Raw genomic sequence first — 23,598 nt, 5'->3', positions numbered from 1 at the left:
TTAACTCTCTTGTTCCACCAGGCGCTGCAGTGCCGCCTGGCTGTGCGGGAGATCTGCGGCCTTGGCAACGTCCTGGCCGAGGAACTCCATGATTTCCGGCCAGCGTTCCAGGGCTTCGTCGGTGGCCGCGTCGTTGCCGCGCTGATAAGCACCGATGGCGATCAGATCACGGTTGGCCGAGTAGGCCGAAACCAGTCGCTTCAATTTGCGGATGCGCAGGCGCCACGGCTCGTCGGCGATTTCCGTGACCACGCGGCTGACCGACGATTCGACGTCGATGGCCGGGTACAGGCCGCTGTCCGCCACCCGGCGCGAGAGCAGGATGTGACCGTCGAGGATCGCGCGCGCTGCATCGGCGATCGGATCCTGCGGATCATCGCCTTCGGTCAGTACGGTGTAGAACGCGGTGATCGAACCGCGGCCCTTGGCACCATTGCCCGCGCGTTCGACCAGCGCCGGCAGCTTGGCGAACACCGACGGCGGATAGCCGCGGGTGGTCGGCGGTTCGCCGACCGAAAGTCCGATCTCGCGCTGCGCCTGTGCGAATCGGGTCAATGAGTCCATCAGCAGCAGGACGTTCAGGCCCTGGTCGCGGAACCATTCGGCAATCGCGGTGGCACGGTAGGCACCGTGCAGGCGCGCAAGCGGCGGCCGGTCGGCCGGGCTGGCCACCACCACCGCGCGGCGCAGGCCTTCTTCGCCCAGCGTGGTCTCGACGAAATCGCGCACTTCGCGGCCACGTTCACCGATCAGGCCGACCACGATCACGTCGGCAGCGGTGTAGCGCGTCATCATGCCGAGCAGCGTGGACTTGCCGACGCCGGAGCCGGCGAACAGGCCGACACGCTGGCCGCGGCCGATCGGCAGCAGCGCGTTGATCGCGCGCACGCCCACGTCCAGCGGCTGGGTGATCGGTTCGCGCGCCAGCGGATTGATCGAGACGCCGGCCATGCCGACGTGGCCTTCGGCGCGGATCGGGCCCTTGCCATCCAGGGGCACGCCATCGCTGTCGATGACACGGCCGAGCAGGCCTTCGCCCACTTCTACGCCACCACGGCGCGCCGACGGCACCACGCGGGCGTTCGGCAACAGGCCGTGCAGTTCGGCGCTGGGCATCAGGTAGGTGCGCTCGCCGGCGAAGCCGACGACCTCGGCATCGACCCAGCCGCCGTCGACCACTTCCACCTTGCAGCTGGCGCCCAGCGGCGCCTCGCAACCGACCGCTTCGAGCGTCAGCCCGACCGCACGGCGCAGCACGCCCTCACGGATCAGGCCACGACCATGTGCGGTATCCACACGCAGACCGTCGAGGCGGCGGGCCAGGCGCAGGTTGCGGGCCATGGCCCAGTCGGCCGGCGGTGGCGTGGACTGCGATCCGGGCGTCATGCGCCTGCTCCGGTCTGGCGGATCACCGCATCCAGTGCGCCACGCAGGCGGGCTTCCAGCGTGCCGTCGATGCGCACGGCTTCGGCGTGCACGCGCAGGTCGCCGCGGCTCAGGCTGGTATCGGGTACCAGACGCTGCTGCGGTGGCAGGTTCAACAGGGGGGCGAGGGCGGCGATGTCATCGGGGTGCAGTCGCACTTCCACTTCCCGCGTACTTCCACCCACCGCGTCGATGGCTTCCCCAACCAGCTGTGCCAGCAGTGCCGGGTCAGCCTCGTAGGCGCGGCCGACCAGCGCGCCAGCGATGCGAACCGCCAACTCGCCCAGTGCGCCGACCACTTCGTTCTCCAGCCGCACCAGCGGTCGGCTGAAGTTGTCGAGGATGCCTTCGATCTGCGCGGCGAGGCGACGCACCTCCGCCTGTCCCTGGCCGTAACCTTCGCTATGGCCGTGCTGGAAGCCTTCCTTCTCGGCGCTGTCCTGGATGGCCTGGATTTCCTCCAGGGTCGGCAGCTGCAGCGGCGGCTCCGGCTCCTGCTCCGGGTCCGGCTCGGTGAGTTCGAATGCATCCTCCTGATCCAGCACCGGTTCGGGCTGGGCCAGCAGGTCCGGGGCAAGCCAGCGCACGACGTTGCTCACAGCATGGCCTCCGCGCTGCCGCCGATGGTGACGGTGCCTTCATCGGCCATGCGCTTGACGATGGCCAGGATCTCGCGCTGCGCGCCTTCCACGTCGGACAGGCGCACCGGGCCACGGGCTTCCATGTCTTCCAGCAGGATCTCGGCCGCGCGCTGCGACATGTTGCGGGTGATCTTGTCGCGCACCTTGATGTCGGCACCGCGCAGGGCCAGGCCCAGGCGCTCGCCGCTCACTTCGCGCAGCACCAGCTGCATTTCGCGGTCGTCCAGATCCACCAGGTCGTCGAACACGAACATCAGGTCCTGGATGCGGTTGCTCAACGGTGCATCGATGCGGGCGATCTCGCCCAGGATGGCCTGGTCCTGGCCGCTGTCCATGAAGTTCAGGATGTTGGCCGCGCACTGCACGCCGCCGATGTTGGACGACTTCAGGTTCTGGTTGCCGGCGAACTGGCGCTCCATGATCTCGTTGAGTTCATTGAGCGCGTTCGGCGGGATGCCATCGAGGGTCGCAATGCGCAGCAGCACATCCACGCGGGTACGGTCCGGCAGCAGCTTCAGCGCGTCGGCGGCCTGGTCGGTTTCCAGGTGCGCCATCACGATGGCGATGATCTGCGGGTGTTCGTTGCGCACCAGGTCGGCCACTGCGCGCGGGTCCATCCACTTCAGCGCGTCCAGGCCGGTGGTGTTGCGGCCGAGCAGGATGCGGTCGATCAGGTTGCCGGCCTTCTCGCTGCCCAGCGCCTGCACCAGCATGTTGCGGATGTAGTCGTCCGAGCCTACGCCCAGCGAGGTCTTCGAGCCCAGCTCCTGGCCGAACTGGTCCATCACCCGTTCCACCTGCTCGCGGGTGATATCGGTCATGGTGGCCATGGCGATGCCGATCTTCTGCACCTCCTTGGGCTCCATGTGGCGCAGCACTTCGGCTGCGTCCAGTTCACCCAGCGAAAGCAGCAGCACGGCCGCGCGCTGCACACCGGTCAATTGCGGCTCAGTCATTGGCCACCCAGCCCTTGACCACTTGGGCCACGCGCTTGGAGTCGGTCTTCACGGCTTCACGCGCCATCCGCAGTCTTTCCTCATATGAATCCACCGGCAGGGCCAGTGCATCTGGCCCGCCCAGGCTGGCCCGGTCGGCGCCCAGCGCCGGCAGCGGCATGCCATCGTCATCGACCAGCTGCACGTCCGCGGTGTGCGGTTCCAGTGCCTGCTCGTCGTTCTTCCTGTTCTGGCCGGTGATCGCGCGCAGTGCCGGGCGCAGCACGCCGAACAGCAGTGCCAGCACCACCACGGCACCCAGCAGCATGCGGCCGGCGTCGTGTACCCACGGCAGCTCCCACCAGGCTGGGCCTTCGACCGGCGTGGTATCACGCACGAACGGTGCGTTCATCACCGACACGGTGTCGCCACGCTCGGCATTGAAACCGACGGCCTGCTTGACCAGTGCCTCGACGCGCGTCAGTTCGGCGGCCGACAGCGGCTGCGGGGCAACCTTGCCGTTGGCGCCGGCGCGCGGCACGTTGTCCACCAGCACCGCCACCGACACGCGCTTGATGCGGCCGGCCGGCTGGCGGGTGTGCTGCAGGGTGCGGTCCAACTCGTAGTTGCGGGTCGCGTTCTTGCTGCTTTCGGTCGGGGTCTGTGCGGTGGCCGGTGCGGCCTGCTGGCCCGGCGGGCTGTTGCTGGTCGCACCCGGCACGCCCTGCGGGCCCGGCGTGCTGGTGGTGTTCTCGCTCATCTGCTCGCTGCGCAGCTTCTGCGGTTCACCGTTGTAGAGCTCGCGGGCTTCCTCGGTCACCGAGAAATCCATGTCCACGCTCACTTCCGGATTGACGCGGCCAGGGCCGGTCATCGGTTCCAGCAGCTCGCGGATGCGCTGGTTGAACGAGGTTTCCTGACGGCGCACCTGCTCGAACTGGGCCGCGTTGACCGCCGCTTCGCTGTTCGGGTCGGTGATGCTGAGCATGCGCCCGCTCTGGTCGACCACGGTCACGCGCTCTGGCGCGAGATCCGGGATGCTGGCCGCGACCATGTGCACGATGGCATCGACCTGGCTGCGCTCCAGCTGCTGGCCGCCACGCAGCTCCAGGGTGACCGAGGCACTGGCCACGTCACGCTGGCGGGTGAAGGCGCTGGGCTTGGGAATGGCCAGGTGCACGCGCGAATCGCGCACCGGGCGCAGCGTGTTGATGGTGCGCGACAGCTCGGTTTCGAGGGCGTGCTGGTAGCGCGCGCTTTCGACGAACTGGCTGACGCCGAAGCCGGGGTCGCGTTCCATCAGCTCGAAACCAAGCTTGCCGCTGTCGGTCAGGCCCGAGCCGGCCAGCTTCAGGCGCGCGTCGTGCAGGTTCTTTTCCGGCACGGTGATGCCGCCGGTGGCGGGATCGAGCGCGAACGGAATCTGCGCGGCGCGCAGCAGGTCGGTCGCTTCAGCGGTCGCCTTCTGGTCCAGGCCGGTGTACAGCGGGACCATGCCCGGCTTCTGCGACCAGAAGAACACGGACAGGCCTGCCGCCACCGCCACCGCGATCATCGCCATCAGGCCCAGCCGACGGGTGATCTGCAGACTCTGCAGGCGGTCGAACCATTGCCCGGCCTTCTCGGCGTTCAGGCTGTCCTTGGAGAGCGTCAGTGCCATGCGTCAATGTTCCTTACAGCGGCATGTTCATCACGTCCTGGTAAGCCTGGACGAGACGGTTGCGGACTTCCACAGTGGCGCGGAAGGCGATCTGGGATTGCTGCGAGGCGACCATCACCTTGGCCAGGTCGGCGCTGGGGTCGCCCATTTCGAAGGCCTTGGCGAGGGCGCCGGACTTCTGCTGCGCATCGTTGACGCCGGCAATCGCACCACGCAGGGTTTCGGTGAAGCTGGCCGGCTGGGCCTGCGGTGCATCCAGCACCGTGCCCGGCAGGGCGTTGCCGCGCGGCGTTTCGCCCAGCGGGTTGAGCGCCGGCTGTCCCATCTGGGTCTGATAGGAGCGGATCTGCGAAAGGATCGAAGTGACGGAGTGGGACATCTGCAACGGTTCCAGAAACAGGGAATGGGGGTGTCTGCTGAAGCCAGTGCAAGTGCCGTGCCGAAACCGGTTTTCGATTCAGTGAAGTGAGGAGGTTGGGTGTGCTGGCGGGGCTGCGCCCTGCACCCGCCGAAGCAACGGCAAAGGCCGGAGCAACGGCAGACGCTGGCTATCCGTGGGATGGCAGGGTGGGTCCGGTTGCGGGGGACGCCGTAAACCCGTCCCTGGGGGCTTGGCAGCCGCATCCATGCGGCTGACACCCCCGCAACCGGACCGACCCCGCGTTCGACAATTTCCTGCGATCTGACAGACGGGCATGGACTGCCCTTGGTGGGTGTCGACCTTGGTCGACACGCTTGATCCACGGCACGGATGGATGGCGCGTTTCTGGGCTGTGACGCGCCATTTAACCGGCGTCGGATTTCTGGCCTGGGGCTGCGGTGTCCAGCGGCCGGCGTTCTGGCGCTGTAGATGCGCAGGGATCCGCCCCCGGGTTCTGGAAACACGAACGCCTGGGCAAGCCCAGGCGTTCGTGCCCCCTTCATGCAGGTGACGCGGTTCAGCCGGCCAGTTCGGCCTGCTCGCGTTCGATGCCGTACTTGCGCAGCTTCTCCACCAGGGTGGTGCGGCGCAGGCCAAGCAGCTGGGCGGCGTGGGCGACCACGCCCTGGGTGCGTTCCAGTGCTTCGTTGATCAGGCCCAGTTCGATGTTGGCCATGTGGTTGCGCAGGTCCATGCCTTCGTCGGGCAGCGCGGCCGGTGCCGCCGGGCGATTGACGGCGATGCCGTGCTCCAGCGCCGGTTGATTGCAGCTGCCCGGGGTATGGAACGAGAAGCTGCGCAGATCAAGGCGCTCTTCGCTGGCGGCCGACGGGGCCGGCGCCGGTGCAGCGGATGCTACCCGTGCTGCGTCGCCACGATAGCGGGCCGGCAGGTCCTGCACGCGCACCGAACCTCCCGGGTGCAGCACGGCCAGGCGTTCGACCAGATTGGTCAATTCGCGCACGTTGCCCGGCCATTCGTAGCCGGCCAGGGCCTGCAGGGCCTCCGGGGTGAAGCGCACTTCGCCACGGCCGGTTCGGGCCAGCTGGGCGGCGATGGTTTCCACCAGTGCCGGCAGGTCCTCCCGGCGCTCGCGCAGCGCGGGCACTTCAATCGGGAACACGTTCAGGCGGTAGAACAGATCCTCGCGGAACTTGCCTTCGGCGATGCGCGTTTCCAGATCGCGATGGGTCGCGGCCACCACGCGCACATTGCAGCGGATGGTCTGGTTGCCACCCACGCGCTCGAAGCTTCGCTCCTGCAGCACGCGCAGCAGCTTCACCTGCATCGGCAGGCTCATGTCGCCGATTTCGTCGAGCAGCAGGGTGCCGCCCTCGGCCATTTCGAAACGCCCCTTGCGCGCCGTCAGTGCGCCGGTGAAGGCGCCCTTTTCGTGGCCGAACAGTTCGCTTTCCAGCAGGTCAGCGGGAATGGCGCCGCAGTTGATCGCCACGAACGGGCCATCACGGCGCGGTGAGCGCTGATGGATGGCGCGCGAGACCACTTCCTTGCCGGTACCGGATTCGCCCAGCACCAGCACGGTGGTATCGAACGCGGCCACCTGTTCGATCATGGTGCGCAGTTCGGTCACCGCTGGGCCGTTGCCGGTCGGGCCCTGGTCCTGCGCGGCACCGGCCTGGTGTTCGGCATCCAGGCGCTTGAGGCTGGCACGACGCAGCAGGGCTTCCATCTGCGCATGGCGCAGCGGGGTTTCCAGTGGCCAGATATTGGCTTCGTGCAGGCCGTGCTGCTGTGCAAACGCAGCGGCATCACCATCGGCCAGCAATACCGGCGGCGGCAGACTGCTGCCACCCAGCCAGTTGTACAGTGCGGCGCTGGCGGCGTTGTCATCCAGGCTGCCGACGATCACCGCCATCCAGTCGTTCTGGCGCTGGCGGCCCAGGTCGAAGTCGGCTGCGTCGGAAACCCAGCGCGGGTTGAAGTCCATGAATTCCAGCAGGGCAACGGTGCGCTCTGCGCGCACGGCGTCGTTGTCCAGCACCAGGATGCGCGATTCGCTCACGATCGATCCTCCCTGAGGCCTTCCAGGATCGGCATGACTTCCTGGATGTAGGACAGCTTGCTGACAAAATTGTCGGCGCCGGCGCGCAGCGCATGTTCGCGGTGCTCGGCGTCGTCGAAGTGGCTGGCGATCACGATGTACGGTGCATCGTCCTGCGACTTGATCAGGCGGGTGGCCTGCAGGCCACCCATTTCCGGCATGGCCAGGTCCATCAGCACCACCTGCGGGCGCAGCGTTTCCGAGCGCTCGATCGCTTCCAGGCCGTTGCCGGCGCTGCCGACGATCTGCAGCCAGTCGATCTTGCGGAAATGGCGCATCGCCGCATTGATGAAGCCCTCGTGGTCATCGACCAACAGGACCGTGAGCTTGTTCATGTCCAACATCCTTTTCAGCCCACCCGGGCCAGCTGCGGTTGCCTGGCGCCCAGCCGGCGCCGTTCACGGGCCGGGGCGATGTCCAGTTGTTCTCGGTATTTTGCGACGGTTCGGCGGGCAATGTTCACCCCCTGGCGCGACAGCAGGCCGGCAATGGCCTCGTCGGCCAGCGGGCGACCCGCGGGTTCGGCGTCGATCAGGCGGCGGACCATGGCTTTCACCGCCTGGCCGGAGACGCTGGCGCCTTCCAGGCGCACGGCGAAGAAGTGCTTCAGCTCGAAGGTGCCGCGCGGGGTCTGCAGGAACTTGCCGGTGGTGATGCGCGAGACGGTGGACTCGTGCATGCCGATTTCCTCGGCCACTTCCTTCAGGGTCAGCGGTGCCATGGCCTCCTCGCCACGCACCAGGAACGCGGCCTGGCGCTCGACGATCACTCGCGCGGTGCGCAGCAGGGTGTCATAGCGCATCGACAGGCTGCGGCTGAACCAGCGCGCCTCCTGCAGCATCTCGCGCAGCGCCGGCGCGGCTTCGCTGGTCTCGGCCAGGGCCTGTTCGTACTGGCTGTTGATCGACACACGGCGGCTGGTGGCCGGGTTCAGGGCCACCTTCCACTGGTTGTCAGCGTGCCACGCGACCACGTCCGGCACCACCACTGCATTGCGTTCGGGCAGCAGGCTGTCACCCGGGCGCGGCTGCAGCGACAGGATCAGGCGCACGGCTTCGCGTACGTCGTCGATTTCGGCGTCGTGCTGGCGGGCGAGGGCGGGGTAGTCGTGTGCGGCCAGCGCTTCAAGCGCGCCGTCCAGGATGCGTGCGGCCAGGTGGCGGGCAGGCACAACCCCGTGCAGGCTGCGCAGCTGCGCCTGCAGACCTTCGCGCAGGTCCTGCGCGGCCATGCCGGCCGGTTCGCCGTGCAGCAGCTGCTGACGGATGGCTTCGACGCCGTTGGTGGCGATGTCGAACTGGGCGCTGGCCAGCAGCTGCAGCTGGTCCAGCGGCGCCAGCAGATAACCGGCCTCATCGCAGTGATCGAGCCAGAAGGCCGCGACGGCCAGCTGGCGGTCGTCCATGTCCAGCGACAGGCGCTGCAGCACGCGCAGCTGCGGGTCGGTCGACTCACCGGCGGCGATGCGTGCCATGCGGTCGTCATCGCCGTCCTGCCAGCTGGCGCCGGCCACGTCCCACATCGAGGACTCCGGCAGTTCGTCGAACGCTGCGGTTTCCAGCGTGGTGCTGGCCGCATCGGTGGCGTCGGCGGCCGGCGCTTCGGCTTCTTCGATCTCGAGCAGCGGGTTGGAATCCAGCAGGCGCTGGATTTCCTGTTCCAGGTGCAGGCCATCGAGCTGCAGCAGCCTGATCGACTGCAGCAACTGCGGGGTAAGGTGAAGTTGTTGGCCCAGCTGGGTCGAGAGTGCAGCCTTCATCGTGGTTCCCCGGCACCGCTCCCCGGCGCCTTGTGGAACGCATCTTGCTTTTGATCCGGCGGGGGCGGAATCAGGGGGTTCCTGAGGGGCTTCGTGGATGTCCCGACAAGCTGTAGGGATATTCCCTACATTGGCGCGGAATGTTGACGAGGGGCGCATCCAAGTTGTTGATTTTGGGTACGGGCGCCGCACTGAACGCACAGCGTCGTGTACGGATTCCTGTCGGGGCGTGTCGGGGTGACGAGAAATCGTCGCCGATGCGGGAAGTTGTGGGTTGGTAGAGTCGACTGTCGGTAGAGTCGGCTGTTAGTCGACTGCTCTCCGATCAGGCTCTGGAAAACTCCCGCGCTCCGCGCGCAAGTCGACTAACAGTCGACTCTACCGACAGCCGATCACTCCAGCTCGTGCTGGTGGCGCGCCGCCAGCAATAGCAGATCGTTGGCGCGGCGACAGCCCAGCGATTCCATCATGCGTGCGCGGTGGGTCTCTACCGTCTTGACGCTGATGCCGAGGTCGGCGGCAATTTCCTTGTTGCTTTCGCCCTTGCCGATGCGGCGCAGGATCTCGCGCTGGCGCGGTGACAGCGCGGCGATGCCGGTAGGTTTCTCGCGGCCGAGCATCGGTGCCAGCATCTTGGCGGAGATCTGCGGGCTCAGGAACACCTGTCCGGCATGCGCGGCGCGCAGCGCCAGTTCCAGCTCCTGCGGTGCGGCATCCTTCACCACGAACCCGACCGCGCCACGATCCAGCGCATCGCGCACGTGCGCGGCGTCGTCGTGCATGGTCATCATCACCACCCGCGTGCCGGGGGCACGCAGGCGAATGTCACTGAGCGCTTCCAGGCCGGTGCGGCCGGGGAGTGACAGGTCCATCAGGACCACGTCCGGGGCGTGCTGCAGGGCCAGCTGCAGTGCCTGTTCGGCATTGCTGGCCTCGGCGACGAGCTGCACGTCGGCAAACCCCTGCAGCAGCCGCGCCAGGCCGGCGCGGACCAGGGTGTGATCGTCGACGATGAGAACTCGCACAGGCACGTTGGAGGTCCGTGAGGGGAGTCCACCTTAACTTAGCTGAACGGGCGCGCCAAGGCTTGCCCATCCAGCGTCATGGTGGCAGGTTTCAGCGGGCCCGGCGCGCCTCGGCCACCTGGCGGCGGTGCAGGCGGAAAAGATGCCGCTCCATCGCCATCTCCAGCCCATCGCCAAGACGCTGGAAGCGCAGCCACAGGTAGTGGCCACCGCCACCATCTGCCGCCTCGGCGATCACTTCCACCGGCAGGTCGATATGGTCGGGCAGCCAGTCACTGGGCTGCAGGCGTACAACGCCGGCCTGGCCTGCGCTTGCGCCGCTGCGCGGGCCCAGCTGCAGGCGGATGCCGCGGCGGGACCAGCGCACCGGGCGCAGGGTCAGCTCCTGGCCCTGCTGGCGCACCAGCCGGCCCAGCAGCACCATCGCCAGGTCGAGCTTGGCTTCCAGCCGCTGCAGTTGCAGGCTGGCTTCATTGCGGTCGTCGTGCTCGTCGACGCGGCTGTCCTCGACCAGGGCCAGGCTGCGCAGCAGGCCTTCGGCGCTGCTGGTGCGACCGGCGGCGCTGCCTGCCTGGAACTCCGCCGGCAGGGCCAGCTCGCAGCTGAGCGTTTCGTCGAACAGCTCGCTTTCGGCGGGATGATGCAGCGACGTGGTCGGCAGTTGGGTCATGCCAGCGATTCTGCCTGCAGGTACGCATGCGCGGCGCGAAGCGAGCGCTGGCCGTCATTCATCAGTGCGGCTACAGCATCGCGGCGTTGGCGCAGCAGGCCCAGCAGATTCTGCTGGCGCTCGAACAGCGCGGTCAGCGGTGCGTGGTCGGCGACGGTCAGCGGCTGGCTGAGCAGCGCATGCAGCGTGCTGTCGTGGCCGTCGAGCAGGCTGTCGGCCTGGTCAAGGGATTCCTCGCCAAGGGCTTTCTCGAACGCGTCCAGCTGGGCGTGCAATTCGTGCAGGCTCATGGTGCCACCGCGGCCGGGCGGCGCTGTTCCTGCGGGATCGCATTCCAGGCGCTGTCGATCTCGCCCAGCAGCTGCAGCGACTCGTCCAGCGCGGCGCGGTCGTTGTGCAGGTTGGCTTCGGTCAGGCGCTGCAGCACGTAGTCGTACAGCGCCGACAGATTTCCGGCGATCTCGCCGCCGGCCTCGTGGTCCAGCGAGCCGTTGAGGTGGCCAACGATCGCGCAGACTTCGCCGATCGCCTTGCCCTTGCCGGCCTGGTCGCCGCGCTCGAGGCTGGCCTGGGCGCGGCGTACGCGCTCCAGCGCGCCGGCCAGCAGCATCGCCACCAGCTTGTGCGGATCGGCATCGGCGACCGCACTGGTCACTCCCACCTGGCGGTACTGCTCGGCATATTGACGGCTGGAACCGTACATTCGTGATTCTCCTTGCGCGGGGTGCCGCCGGGCGATCGTGGGGACCGGTGCCGACGGCGCGGCGATGATTGCTGTTGCGTCCGTTATCGGTGCGTTACACGCCAAACTTGAGCGTTGCACGCAGTCCTTTAGCGGTTCAGCTGCGCCAGCTGCTGCTGCAATGCGGTGTTGCTCTGCTGCAGCTTGCCCATCAGGCTGTCCAGCGCCAGGAACTGCTTCTTGTAGCGTTCCTCGACGTTCTTCATGCGGACGTCCAGGTCCTTGCGACGCTTGTCGATGTTGTCCAGCGTGGTGTTCAGGCCCTTGGTACGGGCGACGAAGGCGCCTTCCTTGCCCGTGGTCGTACTGACGTAACCGTCTACCATCGTGTAGAGCTTGCCGGCGCCGCCGGTATCACCGGTGATCGCCGAGCGGATCTTCTCCGGCTGGCTGGCAAGCGCCGCTGCGAACTTGGTCGCATCCAGCACCAGGCTGCCGTCGGCATTGGGATAGCCACGGGTCTGCAGGCCGAGCTTCTTCGGATCCAATCCATCCGCGGACAGGTCCTTCAGTACAGCGCCCATCATCGAACGCAGCTGACTGGATGCGCCGCGCATCTGCGCATCGCCCGTCAGCGTCGCCGCTTCCTTGGTCTTGGCGTCGTACTTGGTCTCCGTATTGATGGCGGCGATCGCATCGTTGTACGCCTTGACGAAGTCCTGCATCACCTTGGTGGCTGCAGTGGTGTCGGTACTGATCACGACCGTGCTCTTGCCCCTGACCTTGAGGTTCAGAGTCAGGCCTGGTACGGCATCGGTCACGGTGTTGCTGTCGCTGATCACCGTGACGCCATCGATGGTCAGCTCGGCATCGGCTGCCGCGGTGTTCTCCTGAAGGCTGCCAACCAGTGCGCTCAACTTCGGGTCGCTGCCACCGTATTCGAGCTTGATCGCATTGGCGGCGCCGGTCTTCTCCTGGGCGATCGACAGGTACTGGTTGTCGCCCGAAGCGATCAGGGTCGCCTGCACGCCTTCCTTGCGGCCTGCGGCGTCGATCTTGTTGCGTACGGTGGTCAGCGTATCGCCGGCCTCCACCTCGACCTTCATCGTCTTTGCCTTGTCGCCCACGCCAACGGTCAGCGTCAAGGTTCCGGCGCCGAAGGTGTCGGTCTTGGGCACCGAGGCGTTGGCAATCAGCTTGTGTGCCGTGGCGAGGGATTTCACCTCCACCTGGTGCGTGCCGTTGGCCGCTGCGGCCTTGGTCAAACCCTGGTCGTACAGTGCCACCGACGCCGACAGCACGTCGTCGGCATTGTTGGGGCCGGCCTTGCCGGTGGCGGTCACTGTGCGGGTGTCGAAGGCTGTCGTGGCCTTCAGCGCGGTCAAGGCGGTCTTCAGCTTGTCGAAGGCCGAGGTGACGGTGCCGATCGACGACAGCTGCATCTTGGCCTTGGACTGCTGCAGGTTCAGCGCGTTGTCGGCGGGCTTGCGGTCGGCCGCCACCAGCTGGCTGACGATGTCTGAAATGTTCAGGCCCGAGCCGATGCCACCGTATCCAAAGCTTGCCATGTGATTCTCCTGGTATCGGGCCTGGCCGCTAGGCGCTGGCCCGTCGTCAACGAAAATAGCGGCCTGCGCCGCTGGGTCTTGAGGACTTCGTTGATGCATGCGCCGTGCCAATGCTCTGGCGCAGGTTCTGGCACGCAGGTTGCAGGAGGGTTGGGGCAGGGTGCGGGGAGATTCACCGCGGGCTGCCGGGAGTCTGCAAAAAGCCCTCCCCCAATGCAGGGGAGGGATCAGGCTACTGACAATCGGGGGGAGACGAAGCCGCCCGGTACGTACAGTCAAAGGTACAGCGCTGAAAGAGAGGTCCGCAGGAGCGGGCGATGCCAAGCCGGTTCGGGAGTGATCCCGGGCCGGGCATGGCCCGCGCCTTCGTGCATCGTGGCTTCCCGGTTGCCGCTACCGTCGGGGCTAACCGACGGTAGCGGCGCCTTCTTGCCGTGGATCAGCGCAGCAGGCTGAGCACGCCCTGCGGCACCTGGTTGGCCTGGGCCAGCATGGCCGTACCGGCCTGCTGCAGGATCTGGGTGCGGGTCAGCTCGGCGGTTTCCTTGGCGAAATCGGTATCCTTGATGCGGCTACGCGAGGCCGACAGGTTTTCCGTCGAGGTCTGCAGGTTGGCGACGACCGAGGTGAAGCGGTTCTGGATCGCACCGAGGTCAGCACGGGTGTTGTTGATCGAATCCAGTGCCTTGTCGACCATTGCCATGGCCTTCTGCGCGCCGGTTACAGTGGATACATCGAGGTCCTGCAGGTGTTCTGCGGCAGGAGCAGGTGCAGTTGCAGTCTGATCAAAGGTATCGACCGTGCCAAGTTTCAGGGCCACATCACCATCCGCGAGTGCAACACCCTCCTTCACTTGCGTGATGTTGATCGCGCCAGCCTTGTCGATCTCCGCGAGGATACCGGTCTCGCCCAGCTTGGAGTTGATGGCGGTAACTGCGGCCTTGTTGCGCTCAGCTTCGGTTGCGCCAGCCTTGACCTCGACGGAATCCAGCTTGATGGTCGCAGTGCCAACCTTGATGGTTCCGCTGACAGTGGTGTCGGCCGCAATCGCGGCGGCACCACCGGAAGCCAGCGTACCTGTTGCGAACGTGGACGCGCCGAGTTTTGCGGTGGTGGCATCAACAACCTTGTCGATGGCGATGGCCTGACCAGCGTTGGCGCCCACCTGGAACAGCTGGCTGGAGAACGAGCCGTCCAGCAGCTTGGTGCCGTTGAATTCGGACTGCTTGGCAACGCGGTCGATTTCGCTGACCAGCTGGGTCACTTCGGCCTGCAGGGCCTTGCGGTCACTGGCGGAGTTGGTGGCATTGGACGACTGCACCGACAGCTCACGGATACGCTGCAGGTTGTTGCCGATCTCGGTCAGCGAACCTTCGGCGACCTGGGCCAGCGAAATGCCGTCGTTGGCGTTGCGGATGGCAACGTCGGTACCGCGGATCTGGGTGCCGAAGCGCTCGGAGATCGCCAGGCCAGCGGCGTCGTCCTTGGCGCTGTTGATGCGCGAACCGGAGGACAGGCGCTGGATGGTAGTGGCCAGCGAGCTGCCGCTGGTGCTCAGGTTGCGCTGAGCATTCAGGGACATGGTGTTGGTGTTGATGACTTGTGCCATGGTGCTTTTCCTTTGGCGAAGGTGGAGCGTGTTTCAGGAACCGGGCGGCAGTTCAACCGCCGCCCGGTGGTCGATCAATGGACGGATCAGCGCAGCAGGCTGAGCACGCCCTGCGGTACCTGGTTGGCCTGGGCCAGCATGGCCGTACCGGCCTGCTGCAGGATCTGGGTGCGGGTCAGCTCGGCGGTTTCCTTGGCGAAATCGGTATCCTTGATGCGGCTACGCGAGGCCGACAGGTTTTCCGTCGAGGTCTGCAGGTTGGCGACGACCGAGGTGAAGCGGTTCTGGATGGCACCGAGGTCAGCGCGGGTGCTGTTGATTGAGTTCAGGCCGTTATCAACAATTTCCAAGGCGCGCTGTGCACCGGCGACAGTCGTGATATCGAGGTCCTGCAGGTGCGAGGATGTTGCAGTGCCGGCGCCAATCTGCGCGCCAATAGCTACTCCAGTTGCGCCTGTAACGGCTACTGCGGCGACCCCTGCGGTGTCAAGGTCGGCCTTGACAGAGGTAAGAGTAATCGAGCCGGCGGTCAGAGTGCCGTCAGCTGCCACCGTCTGAGCTGCGTGAACACCGGTTTCGCCAATCTTGGCGTTGAGCGCAGCAACCGTAGCGGTCAGTGCGTTCTGACGGGTGGCTGCTTCAGCTTCTGCTGCCGTAGCGCCGGAACCTTGTTCGAAAGAAATATCACCCAAGCTGACGGCTCCAACCTTAACACCGCTGATCTTGCCACTCGTCAGATCAGCAGGGGTGTTGCTGATGGTCAGAGTGCCGTTGGATGCAAACGATGAGCCGCCAATGGAATCTGCCTTTGCATTCACCACCTTGTCGATGGCGATGGCCTGGCCCGCGTTGGCGCCCACCTGGAACAGCTGGCTGGAGAACGAGCCGTCCAGCAGCTTGGTGCCGTTGAATTCGGACTGCTTGGCAACGCGGTCGATTTCGCTGACCAGCTGGGTCACTTCGGCCTGCAGGGCCTTGCGGTCACTGGCGGAGTTGGTGGCATTGGACGACTGCACCGACAGCTCACGGATACGCTGCAGGTTGTTGCCGATCTCGGTCAGCGAACCTTCGGCGACCTGGGCCAGCGAAATGCCGTCGTTGGCATTGCGGATGGCGACGTCGGTACCGCGGATCTGGGTGCCGAAGCGCTCGGAGATCGCCAGGCCGGCGGCGTCGTCCTTGGCGCTGTTGATGCGCGAACCGGAGGACAGGCGCTGGATGGTGGTGGCCAGCGAGCTGCCGCTGGTGCTCAGGTTACGCTGAGCATTCAACGACATCGTGTTGGTGTTGATGACTTGTGCCATGAGGAGAGGTCCTTGAGCGGTTGCACGTGAGTTGGGTTAGACGCCCCCGACGTGCCCCGGGGGCGGCTCATGTCAGCGCTGCAACAGGCTGAGCACGTTCTGCGGTACCTGGTTGGCCTGGGCCAGCATGGCCGTACCGGCCTGCTGCAGGATCTGGGTGCGGGTCAGTTCGGCGGTTTCCTTGGCGAAGTCGGTATCGCGGATGCGGCTGCGCGAGGCGGACAGGTTCTCCGAGGAGGTCTGCAGGTTGGCCACTACCGAGGTGAAGCGGTTCTGGATCGCGCCGAGGTCGGCGCGGACGCTATTGACCGACTCAAGAGCCTTATCGACGATCGACAGCGCCTGCTGGGCACCCTCAACGGTGCTCACATTGAGGTCTTCGACGTGGCGTGCGGTTGCGCCGGTCAGCGTGCCACCTGTGCCGGCTGCAACCTGCTGAAGGCCGATGTTGGCAAAGTTCGCGTCCACTGTAGTTGCGCCGGTGGTCGGGGTGGCGCTGACCGACAGGGCAAAGGTCTGGCCAGCCGCCGCCGAGTGCAGCGAGAGCTTGCCGGCGTCCAGCTTCGCCATTACGCCGGTTTCACCCAGGCGGCTGTTGACTGCAGCAGCCGTGGCGGCGGTGATGGATTCGCCTGCCTTCACGGTGAAGTCGGGAACCTTGATCGTGGTGGCGGCAGCCGCGCCGGGCGGGGTGATGTCGATCTGCAGGCCGGAGAAGGTCGTATCGGCCGTGGCCTTGTCGGCCCCGATGGCCTGGGTGTTGTAGACGTTGGCAAAGGTTGCCGCGCCCAGTGTGTCTGCCTTGGCATCGACCACGCTGTTGATGGCAATGGCCTGGCCGGCATTGGCGCCCACCTGGAACAGCTGGCTGGTGAAGGAACCGTCCAGCAGCTTGGTGCCGTTGAAGTCGCTCTGCTTGGCGACGCGGTCCACTTCGGAGATCAGCTGGGTCACTTCGGCCTGCAGGGCCTTGCGGTCGCTGCTGGAATTGGTGGCATTGGAGGCCTGCACGGCCAGTTCGCGGATGCGCTGCAGGTTGTTGCCGACTTCGCTCAGCGAGCCTTCGGCGACCTGGGCCAGCGAGATGCCGTCGTTGGCATTGCGGATGGCCACGTCCAGGCCGCGGATCTGGGTGCTGAAGCGCTCCGAGATCGCCAGGCCGGCGGCGTCGTCCTTCGCGCTGTTGATGCGCAGACCGGACGAGAGGCGCTGGATGGTGGTGGCCAGCGAGTTGCCGCTGGTGCTCAGGTTGCGCTGAGCGTTGAGCGACATCGTATTGGTGTTGATTACCTGTGCCATGGGGTCGTCTCCTCTTATATGGAACCCGTTGGTGAATGAAACGAAGCGCCGCCTGTTTTTTTGTGTGGCTGTGTGCTTCGCTGTTGCCAAATGAATAACGGCGCTTTGTCAACAACCTTTAGCCGTGAATTCCGTTGAAGCTGCAATTCGTTGCCGGAAGCTGTTTTTCCGGGGTTTTCAGCCCGGGAAGGGCGTGAAGGCGACTCCGGAGGGGGGCGGTCGGGCATGCCCAACCGGCGCTGATGAAGGTATCGGCGGGGGCCAGCCGGGCTTGATGGGCAATCACGGGAAATCCCTGGGAGCCCGCCTGGCGCGCGCCTTGGCAATGGACCGCAGAAACGAAAAAGGCCGCGATGCAGTGCATCGCGGCCTTTCAGGACTGAGGTGGGAGAGCTGTCAGCCGATCTTGTTGAACAACGACATCGACTGCATCTGCGAGAAGATCGTCTGCGCCGCCTGCAGTGCGGTGCTCTGCAGCTGGTACTGGCTCAGCGCATCGGCATAGTCCAGGTCGCGCATCTGCGACAGCGTGGTCTTCAGGGTCACGCTGTTGGCCTCTCGCATGTCGGCGGCATTGTCCAGGGCTTTCAGCTGCGCACCGCCTGCCGCACGTGAGTCGATCATCCGCTCCGACGCCCGTGCCACATCGCGCAACGCGCTCTGCAGTTCGTTCTGCTGTGCGCTCATCTTCGCGGTGGTGCCAGTGTCGGCGTCAAGCGCAGTGATCAGCTTGTCCATGGTGTCGAAGATGTCGCGGCTGCTCGCCGGCTTCACGTTGAAGCTGTCGCCTGCGGCGGGCGCACCAGTGATCTGCAGGCGTACGCCGTTCACTTCCAGATCGTCACCGGCCTTGTAGGTGCCGGTGCCGGTCACATTGCCGGCACCGTCCAGCACTTCATACTGGTTGGCGGCGGTAAAGCGGACACTGAAGCTCTGACCGTTCCAGCTGTCGCTGCCATCGCGGGTGATGTTGGTCAGCACGCCGTTGCCGGTGTTGCCGGCGGCGGCGCCGCCATCGACGAAGCCATCGCCGGTGGGGATGCGCATGAAGATCTCGCTGCCGGGCAGGGCATCGCGGACATAGGTGTCGGGACCAACCTCGATCTGGCGCTGGGTCTGGTCACCCCGGTAGACCACCTTGCCGTTGATCTTGGCGAACGGCGGATCTCCATCGTTCGTACCGCCGAACACATAGCGGCCAGTGCCGTCCTCGGCATTGGCCAGCGACAGCAGTCCGTCGCGGATCTGGTTCAGCTCAGTGATCAGCGTCTTCTTGTCGGCCGCACTCAACGCGGGGTTGCTGGCTTGGATGGTCAGGTCGTTGACCCGGCCCATGAGGTCATTGACCTGGGCCAGGGTGTTTTCCTGCACGCCCAGCCGGTTCTGCACGTTGCCTGCGTTGAGCTTCATGCGTTCAAGCGCCGCCAGGCTGCGGTCAAGGCCGACCGCGGCGCCGGCACCGACGGGATCGTCCTTGGCGCTGACGATCTTGCTGCCGGTGGCGATCTGCTGCTCCAGGTGGCTCAGCTTGGCCTGCTTGGCCATCATCAGCGACACCGACTGGTTGTACATCATGCTGGTGGAGATGCGGCTGCTCATCGGCGGACGGCTCCCAGGATGGTCTGGAACATGCTGTCGGCGGTGGAGATCAGCTGCGAAGCCACCTGGTAGGCCTGTTGCAGACGCAGCATGTCGGCGGCCTCCTCGTCCAGGTTGACGCCGGACACTTCGTCGCGCGCTTCCTGCGCCTTGTCATTGATCACCAACTGCGCATCCAGCGAGTACTCGGCCGAACGGGCCGCAGCGCCCACCTGGGTGGTGAGGCCACCCAGCGCGCCGTTCAGGGTCACGGTACCGGCGTTGAACGCTTTAGCGCTCTCGACCTTGGCCAGCTTGGCGGCATTGCTGTTGTCCGAGGAACCGGCGGGTGTCGGGGTGATGTTGAAGGTGTCGCCGACCTTCGGCGCACCGTCCAGCACGAAGCTCCAGCCATTGGCGCTGATGGTCTGGCCGGGGGTGTAGGTCTGCGGCGGGCCACCGTCGATGGTGTATGTGGTGGCCGAGGTGAACACGATCGCGGCCGGATTACGCAGGTTGGCGTTGGTTGAATCGCTGACGGTGACCCCGCTCAGCTTGCCGGTACCGGTATTGGAGGTCGCGGCCGCGCCCTTCACCGCAGCGGCTGCGGCGATGCGCGAAGGATCGGTGATCGCTACTTCCATGCTGCCGGCCACGCCTGCGGTGGGCTGCAGCAGGAACCGATCATTGGCGGCCGGGGTGCCGCCGACCACCATTTTGACGCCGTTGATCACCAGGGGGTCGGCAGCGGTGCCGGTGCCGGTCAGCGGGACACTGGCGCCGGTGTCGGCACGGCTGGCCTTCCAGTTGGTGCCATCGAACTGCAGCACCACGTTCTGCGCGTCCAGCTTGCCGAGGTCGCCATAGGTGGCGCTCAGGCTGGCGCTGCCGGTATTGGCGTTGTTGGCGGTGACGCGCGGGTTGCCGATGTTGAAGAAGTCGCCACCCAGCTGGCCATACATGTCCACGCCCTGGTGATGGGCCTGGTTGAACGTTTCGGCCAGGCCCACGGCGAGCTTGCCCAGTTCGGCCTGGGCCGGGGTCAGCACGGTGTCGCGGAACTCCAGCAGGCCACCGATCTGGCCACCGACCGCCTTTGCGTCAAGCCGGATCGTGTTGCCCTGGGTCTCCAGCGCCAGCTGCAGGCGCTCGGGCTGGTACGGGTCGGCCACGGTGGTGACCTTGGTCGCCGTGGTACCCACCACCAGCGCGTTGCCGCCGGCGGTGTAGACATTCATGATGCCGCCGTCCTGGATCACCGCCGTGCCACCGGTGTAGCCGATCAGCTGGGTGATCAGCTGGTCACGGCGATCGAGCAGGTCGGGCGCGGCGGTGGCGATGTTGGTGCCGATCGCGCCGTTGATCTGCGCGATCTCCTGCGCCAGTCGATTGACCTCGGTGGCGCCGGCCAGCAGGCCGTTGTTGACCTCGCTGTTGAGATTGTTCAGGTGCGTGTTGAGCTGCACGAAACGGTTGGCCAGGGCCTTGCCGCCATCGAGCATGTTCTGGCGATCGGCGGTGCCGGAGGCGTTGGAGGACAAGCCGCTGACTGAGTCGAAGAAGTTCGACCACACACCGGCTACGTTGGTGGCGGCATCGGAGAACAGCGCGTTGACCCGGTCGGCCATGCCCGAAAGCTGCTTGAGCCGCGCCAGTTCACCGCTGCTGTCGAGCAGGCGCGAGATCGCCAGCTGGTCGGCGGTGCGGCGGATATCGGTGATGCGCGTACCGTTGCCGACCGTGCCGTAGCCGTAGTTCTGGGGATCAGCCGTGGCGAAGTTGACCTTCTGCCGGCTGTAGCCCGGGGTATTGAGGTTGGCCACGTTGTGGCTGGTGGTCGCCAACGCACGCTGGAAGGCGAGCAGGGCACCGGTACCGGTGGAAAGTACGCTGGACATGGGGTTCCTCAACGACGGGTGATACCCAGCGCCGCGGTTGCGGTGCTGGCGAAGGTCTGGCCAATGCGCGAGCCGGCGTCGGCGACGGCGTTGACGGCGCGCTCGATGGTCGGTCCGCCGGCGATCGCGGCGATCTTGGCTGCGTAGCGCGGGTCAGTGGCATACCCGGCGCGCTGCAGGCCGCGGGCGAAGCCCTGGACATCGGTGCCGGCCTGCAGGGCCTGCTGGTAGCGCGGGCTGGTCTTCAGCAGGCGCACGTAGTCGGCGAAGCTTTCGGCCGGTGAACTGTAGGCACGGAAGCTGGCGGTCTCGTTGCGGCGCACGCCATCGACATACTCATGGGTGCCGACCGTGGCGCGCTGGCCGTTCCAGCCATTGGCCTTGATGCCGAACAGGTTGTGCGAGGTGCTGCCATCGGCATGCTTGATGTGACGCTTGCCCCAGCCGGTCTCCAGCGCGGCCTGGGCGACCAGGGCACGGGCGTCCACGCCCAGCTCCTTGGCCGCGCTCTGCGCGTGCTGCCAGATGCTGGCAACGAAACCTTCCGGGGTGTGCTCGCCGAGCCGGGCGACAGCGGTACGGGTAGCCATTGCGTCGGCCGGGCTGATCGCAGTGCCGCGATTGCTGGCGGTTGCCGACCACTGATCGCTGCCGGCGGCCCAGTCCTCGCCCTGTAGATTGCCGATGTACGGATCCTCGGTACCCAGCGAGCGATGCATGCTGCTGCTCTCGCGGCCGGCGATCAGGTCCAGGGCCTGCTCCATCGGCGCGACCGCGGCCTGTGCGCCCGACGGGGCGCCGGCCGCCATCTGCTGCAGCAGGCGCACGGCCTGGCTGCCGTCTTCCAACGGCAGTGATGGTGCCGGCCTGGCCGGCGCGTTGAGCTGGTAAGCACGGCTGGCCTTGGCCGGGTCCACGCGGGTATCCAACGCCGGGCCATCGGCGGCATGGCCGGACAGCTGGCGGCTGATCATGCCGGACAGGCCCAGGCCCTTGCCGCGGGTCATCGCCTCGGCGATCTTCTGGTCGTACATGTCGCGGAACATCTTGTTCTCGCCGGGGAACAGCGAGTCGCCGAAGCTGGCGTCGCGCATGCTCTTGACCAGCATCTGTGCGAACTGGCCTTCCAGTTGTCGCGCGACCTTGTCGATCCTGGCCGGATCGTTCTGTTGCGCCGGGTGCAGATCGAATGCGGGAGTGATGCGCATGTCAGATCACCTCGAGCTCGGCACTCAGAGCGCCGGCCTGCTTCAGGGCTTCCAGAATGGCAATGAGATCGCCCGGCGCCGCGCCTACCGCGTTCACCGCGTGCACGATCTCGTCCAGGGTGGTGCCGCCGCTGAACTTGAACATGCGGCTGCCGTCATTGGTGGCGGTGATGGTCGACTGCGGGCTGGCCACAGTACGGCCGCCAGACAGCGCGTTGGGCTGGCTGACGTTGGTGTTTTCCTGGATCGTCACCGTCAGCGAACCGTGCGAGATCGCGGCAGGGCCGACCCGCACCTGCTGGCCGATGACCACGGTGCCGGTACGCGAATTGACCACGACCTTGGCCGGTGCGCTGCCCGGGGTCAATTCCAGATTCTCGATGCGCGCCAGCAGGCCGATGCGTGCGCCCGGATCGGTCGGGGCGGTCACCGCCACGGTCACACCGTCGACCGCGCGTGCGGCACCTTCGCCGAACGCATTGTTGAGCGCGGAAACCATGCGCGAGACCGTGGTGAAGTCGTTGTTGTGCAGGTTCAGGGTGATCTCGCCGCCATTGGCCAGCGGATCGGGCAGGGCGCGTTCAACCGTTGCACCGTTGGGAATGCGGCCCACGCTCGGCACGTTTACCGAGACCCGCGAGCCATCCTTGCCCTGCGCGCCGAAGCCGCCGACGATGAGGTTGCCCTGGGCGATGGCGTAGATCTGGCCGTCGGCACCCCGCAGCGGCGCCATCAGCAATGAACCGCCACGCAGCGAGACCGCGTTGCCGATCGACGACACGGTGATGTCGATCGGCTGGCCCGGCTTCGCAAACGGCGGCAGCTCGGCATGGATCGCCACGGCGGCCACGTTCTTCAACTGCGGGTTGACGTTCGGCGGCACATTGACACCCAGCTCGCCCAGCAGGTTCTTCAGGCTCTGCACGGTGAAGGGCGCCTGGCTGGTGCGGTCACCGCTGCCATCCAGCCCGACCACCAGGCCGTAGCCGACCAGCGCATTGCCGCGCACGCCGCCCACCTGGGCCAGGTCCTTGATGCGCTCGGCGCTGGCCGGGGCTGCCACGATCAGCAGCATCAATGCGACGAACGACGTCGCGCGTCCCTGCCAGGAAGAAGAGAAGAAGAGTTTCATGGCCATACTCAGAACGGCGTCAGGCCGGAGTTGAAGAAGCGACTCAGCCAGCCCATCGCGTTGGACTGCGCGACCGGGCCGCGGCCGCCGTAGACGATGCGGGCCTCGGCCACGCGGCTGGAGGGAATGGTGTTGTCCTGGCTGATGTCGCCGGGGCGCACGATGCCCTGCACCTGCACCAGTTCATCGCCCTGGTTCAGCCGCAGGTTCTTCTGGCCCTGCACGACCAGGTTGCCGTTGGGCAGGCGCTGCACCACGGTCACGGTCACGCTGCCCTGCAGGCGGTTGCTCTGCGCGCTGTTGCCCTTGCCGGTGAAGTCACGCGCGCCCTTGGCGCTGGCGCTGAGGATGTCCTTGCCACCCAGGGTGACCGGCGCACCGAAGATCGACGGCGTGCCAAGGCTCAGGTTCGACTCCTTGTTGGTCGCGGTGTTGGCACTGGTCTGCGCCGTGGTGTTTTCCAGCAGGGTGATGGTCAGCAGGTCGCCAACATCGCGTGCGCGGCGATCCGAGTACAACTGCAGGGTGGGGCCGGCGGCGTAGATCGCACCCGCGGTCGGCTGGGCCTGCGGCGGCATGATCGGCTGGATCGGCGCCATGGTCGGGTAGGGGCGCACGTCGCCGGCGATCACGCAGCCACCGAGCAGGGCGGCCACGGCACAGGCGAGGGCAGTGCGGGCGAAGTTGGAAATGGACGACATGGCGGTATCCCGGTTGGGCCG

At 66.3% G+C, this 23,598-nt stretch carries 21 protein-coding genes; all 21 read right to left on the bottom strand.

What is annotated here, in order from left to right; translation table 11 throughout:
* Entirely contained in the window at positions 1 to 1,386 is a 1,386-nt protein-coding gene (locus D7Y61_RS09040) for a FliI/YscN family ATPase (protein WP_180865977.1), read from the bottom strand.
* Positions 1,383 to 2,024: a FliH/SctL family protein gene (locus D7Y61_RS09035; protein ID WP_180865976.1), complete on the bottom strand. Its 642-nt coding sequence runs from the start codon at positions 2,022 to 2,024 to the stop codon at positions 1,383 to 1,385. The genes D7Y61_RS09040 and D7Y61_RS09035 overlap by 4 nt, the downstream gene beginning before the upstream one ends.
* On the bottom strand, positions 2,021 to 3,007 hold the full coding sequence (gene fliG, locus D7Y61_RS09030; protein WP_024958226.1) for a flagellar motor switch protein FliG: 987 nt from the start codon (positions 3,005 to 3,007) through the stop codon (positions 2,021 to 2,023). Before fliG ends, D7Y61_RS09035 begins: the two co-directional genes overlap by 4 nt.
* A gap of 7 nt (positions 3,008 to 3,014) precedes the next feature.
* A complete protein-coding gene (gene fliF / locus D7Y61_RS09025) occupies positions 3,015 to 4,661 on the bottom strand; it encodes a flagellar basal-body MS-ring/collar protein FliF (protein ID WP_180865975.1) in 1,647 nt (548 codons plus the stop codon).
* 13 nt (positions 4,662 to 4,674) lie between these two features.
* Complete coding sequence (fliE, locus tag D7Y61_RS09020) at positions 4,675 to 5,040, bottom strand: flagellar hook-basal body complex protein FliE (RefSeq protein ID WP_099497309.1); 366 nt, start codon at positions 5,038 to 5,040, stop codon at positions 4,675 to 4,677.
* Between the two features lie 559 nt (positions 5,041 to 5,599).
* Positions 5,600 to 7,105 (bottom strand): sigma 54-interacting transcriptional regulator, encoded by a 1,506-nt coding sequence (locus D7Y61_RS09015; protein WP_180865974.1) that lies wholly within the window; start codon positions 7,103 to 7,105, stop codon positions 5,600 to 5,602.
* Positions 7,102 to 7,479 (bottom strand): response regulator, encoded by a 378-nt coding sequence (locus tag D7Y61_RS09010; protein ID WP_010485922.1) that lies wholly within the window; start codon positions 7,477 to 7,479, stop codon positions 7,102 to 7,104. Before D7Y61_RS09010 ends, D7Y61_RS09015 begins: the two co-directional genes overlap by 4 nt.
* Positions 7,480 to 7,493: 14 nt before the next feature.
* A complete protein-coding gene (gene rpoN / locus D7Y61_RS09005; protein ID WP_180865973.1) occupies positions 7,494 to 8,903 on the bottom strand; it encodes an RNA polymerase factor sigma-54 in 1,410 nt (469 codons plus the stop codon).
* A 392-nt stretch (positions 8,904 to 9,295) separates the two neighbouring features.
* Positions 9,296 to 9,928 carry a response regulator gene (locus D7Y61_RS09000; RefSeq protein ID WP_005413261.1) on the bottom strand — a complete coding sequence of 211 codons (633 nt, stop codon included), beginning with the start codon at positions 9,926 to 9,928 and terminating at the stop codon, positions 9,296 to 9,298.
* A 91-nt stretch (positions 9,929 to 10,019) separates the two neighbouring features.
* Positions 10,020 to 10,598, bottom strand: a complete 579-nt coding sequence (locus D7Y61_RS08995; RefSeq protein ID WP_134958123.1) for a PilZ domain-containing protein — start codon at positions 10,596 to 10,598, stop codon at positions 10,020 to 10,022.
* Positions 10,595 to 10,888 (bottom strand): hypothetical protein, encoded by a 294-nt coding sequence (locus D7Y61_RS08990; RefSeq protein WP_180865972.1) that lies wholly within the window; start codon positions 10,886 to 10,888, stop codon positions 10,595 to 10,597. The genes D7Y61_RS08995 and D7Y61_RS08990 overlap by 4 nt, the downstream gene beginning before the upstream one ends.
* Positions 10,885 to 11,301 carry a flagellar export chaperone FliS gene (fliS, locus tag D7Y61_RS08985; protein WP_021201753.1) on the bottom strand — a complete coding sequence of 139 codons (417 nt, stop codon included), beginning with the start codon at positions 11,299 to 11,301 and terminating at the stop codon, positions 10,885 to 10,887. Before fliS ends, D7Y61_RS08990 begins: the two co-directional genes overlap by 4 nt.
* A gap of 128 nt (positions 11,302 to 11,429) precedes the next feature.
* Complete coding sequence (fliD, locus tag D7Y61_RS08980; protein ID WP_180865971.1) at positions 11,430 to 12,848, bottom strand: flagellar filament capping protein FliD; 1,419 nt, start codon at positions 12,846 to 12,848, stop codon at positions 11,430 to 11,432.
* Between the two features lie 439 nt (positions 12,849 to 13,287).
* Positions 13,288 to 14,457 carry a flagellin gene (locus D7Y61_RS08975; RefSeq protein ID WP_180865970.1) on the bottom strand — a complete coding sequence of 390 codons (1,170 nt, stop codon included), beginning with the start codon at positions 14,455 to 14,457 and terminating at the stop codon, positions 13,288 to 13,290.
* An 86-nt stretch (positions 14,458 to 14,543) separates the two neighbouring features.
* Entirely contained in the window at positions 14,544 to 15,761 is a 1,218-nt protein-coding gene (locus D7Y61_RS08970; RefSeq protein ID WP_180865969.1) for a flagellin, read from the bottom strand.
* Positions 15,762 to 15,833: 72 nt separating this feature from the next.
* On the bottom strand, positions 15,834 to 17,060 hold the full coding sequence (locus tag D7Y61_RS08965) for a flagellin (RefSeq protein WP_180865968.1): 1,227 nt from the start codon (positions 17,058 to 17,060) through the stop codon (positions 15,834 to 15,836).
* A 396-nt stretch (positions 17,061 to 17,456) separates the two neighbouring features.
* Entirely contained in the window at positions 17,457 to 18,659 is a 1,203-nt protein-coding gene (gene flgL / locus D7Y61_RS08960; protein ID WP_180865967.1) for a flagellar hook-associated protein FlgL, read from the bottom strand.
* The gene (gene flgK / locus D7Y61_RS08955; RefSeq protein WP_180865966.1) at positions 18,656 to 20,536 is read right to left on the bottom strand and encodes a flagellar hook-associated protein FlgK; all 1,881 of its coding nucleotides are present in this window, start codon (positions 20,534 to 20,536) and stop codon (positions 18,656 to 18,658) included. The genes flgL and flgK overlap by 4 nt, the downstream gene beginning before the upstream one ends.
* A gap of 8 nt (positions 20,537 to 20,544) precedes the next feature.
* Complete coding sequence (gene flgJ, locus D7Y61_RS08950; RefSeq protein WP_180865965.1) at positions 20,545 to 21,744, bottom strand: flagellar assembly peptidoglycan hydrolase FlgJ; 1,200 nt, start codon at positions 21,742 to 21,744, stop codon at positions 20,545 to 20,547.
* Between the two features lies 1 nt (position 21,745).
* Positions 21,746 to 22,882: a flagellar basal body P-ring protein FlgI gene (locus D7Y61_RS08945; RefSeq protein ID WP_180865964.1), complete on the bottom strand. Its 1,137-nt coding sequence runs from the start codon at positions 22,880 to 22,882 to the stop codon at positions 21,746 to 21,748.
* Between the two features lie 2 nt (positions 22,883 to 22,884).
* Positions 22,885 to 23,577 carry a flagellar basal body L-ring protein FlgH gene (flgH, locus tag D7Y61_RS08940; RefSeq protein ID WP_180865963.1) on the bottom strand — a complete coding sequence of 231 codons (693 nt, stop codon included), beginning with the start codon at positions 23,575 to 23,577 and terminating at the stop codon, positions 22,885 to 22,887.
* Positions 23,578 to 23,598 lie beyond the last annotated feature (21 nt).

This window comes from Stenotrophomonas maltophilia (assembly GCF_013464485.1).
In the GTDB taxonomy this organism is placed as follows: domain Bacteria; phylum Pseudomonadota; class Gammaproteobacteria; order Xanthomonadales; family Xanthomonadaceae; genus Stenotrophomonas; species Stenotrophomonas maltophilia_AW.
The sequence above is the reverse complement of the archived record's forward strand: the minus strand, read 5'-3'. Positions and strand labels throughout refer to the sequence as shown.

Coding starts and splice junctions, on each gene's coding strand:
- D7Y61_RS09040 (WP_180865977.1), bottom strand. CDS start 1,386: ATGACGCCCGGATCGCAGTCCACGCCACCGCCGGCCGACTGGGCCATG.
- fliF (WP_180865975.1), bottom strand. CDS start 4,661: ATGGCACTGACGCTCTCCAAGGACAGCCTGAACGCCGAGAAGGCCGGG.
- fliE (WP_099497309.1), bottom strand. CDS start 5,040: ATGTCCCACTCCGTCACTTCGATCCTTTCGCAGATCCGCTCCTATCAG.
- D7Y61_RS09010 (WP_010485922.1), bottom strand. CDS start 7,479: ATGAACAAGCTCACGGTCCTGTTGGTCGATGACCACGAGGGCTTCATC.
- rpoN (WP_180865973.1), bottom strand. CDS start 8,903: ATGAAGGCTGCACTCTCGACCCAGCTGGGCCAACAACTTCACCTTACC.
- D7Y61_RS08995 (WP_134958123.1), bottom strand. CDS start 10,598: ATGACCCAACTGCCGACCACGTCGCTGCATCATCCCGCCGAAAGCGAG.
- D7Y61_RS08990 (WP_180865972.1), bottom strand. CDS start 10,888: ATGAGCCTGCACGAATTGCACGCCCAGCTGGACGCGTTCGAGAAAGCC.
- fliS (WP_021201753.1), bottom strand. CDS start 11,301: ATGTACGGTTCCAGCCGTCAATATGCCGAGCAGTACCGCCAGGTGGGA.
- fliD (WP_180865971.1), bottom strand. CDS start 12,848: ATGGCAAGCTTTGGATACGGTGGCATCGGCTCGGGCCTGAACATTTCA.
- D7Y61_RS08975 (WP_180865970.1), bottom strand. CDS start 14,457: ATGGCACAAGTCATCAACACCAACACCATGTCCCTGAATGCTCAGCGC.
- D7Y61_RS08970 (WP_180865969.1), bottom strand. CDS start 15,761: ATGGCACAAGTCATCAACACCAACACGATGTCGTTGAATGCTCAGCGT.
- D7Y61_RS08965 (WP_180865968.1), bottom strand. CDS start 17,060: ATGGCACAGGTAATCAACACCAATACGATGTCGCTCAACGCTCAGCGC.
- flgL (WP_180865967.1), bottom strand. CDS start 18,659: ATGAGCAGCCGCATCTCCACCAGCATGATGTACAACCAGTCGGTGTCG.
- flgK (WP_180865966.1), bottom strand. CDS start 20,536: ATGTCCAGCGTACTTTCCACCGGTACCGGTGCCCTGCTCGCCTTCCAG.
- flgJ (WP_180865965.1), bottom strand. CDS start 21,744: ATGCGCATCACTCCCGCATTCGATCTGCACCCGGCGCAACAGAACGAT.
- D7Y61_RS08945 (WP_180865964.1), bottom strand. CDS start 22,882: ATGGCCATGAAACTCTTCTTCTCTTCTTCCTGGCAGGGACGCGCGACG.
- flgH (WP_180865963.1), bottom strand. CDS start 23,577: ATGTCGTCCATTTCCAACTTCGCCCGCACTGCCCTCGCCTGTGCCGTG.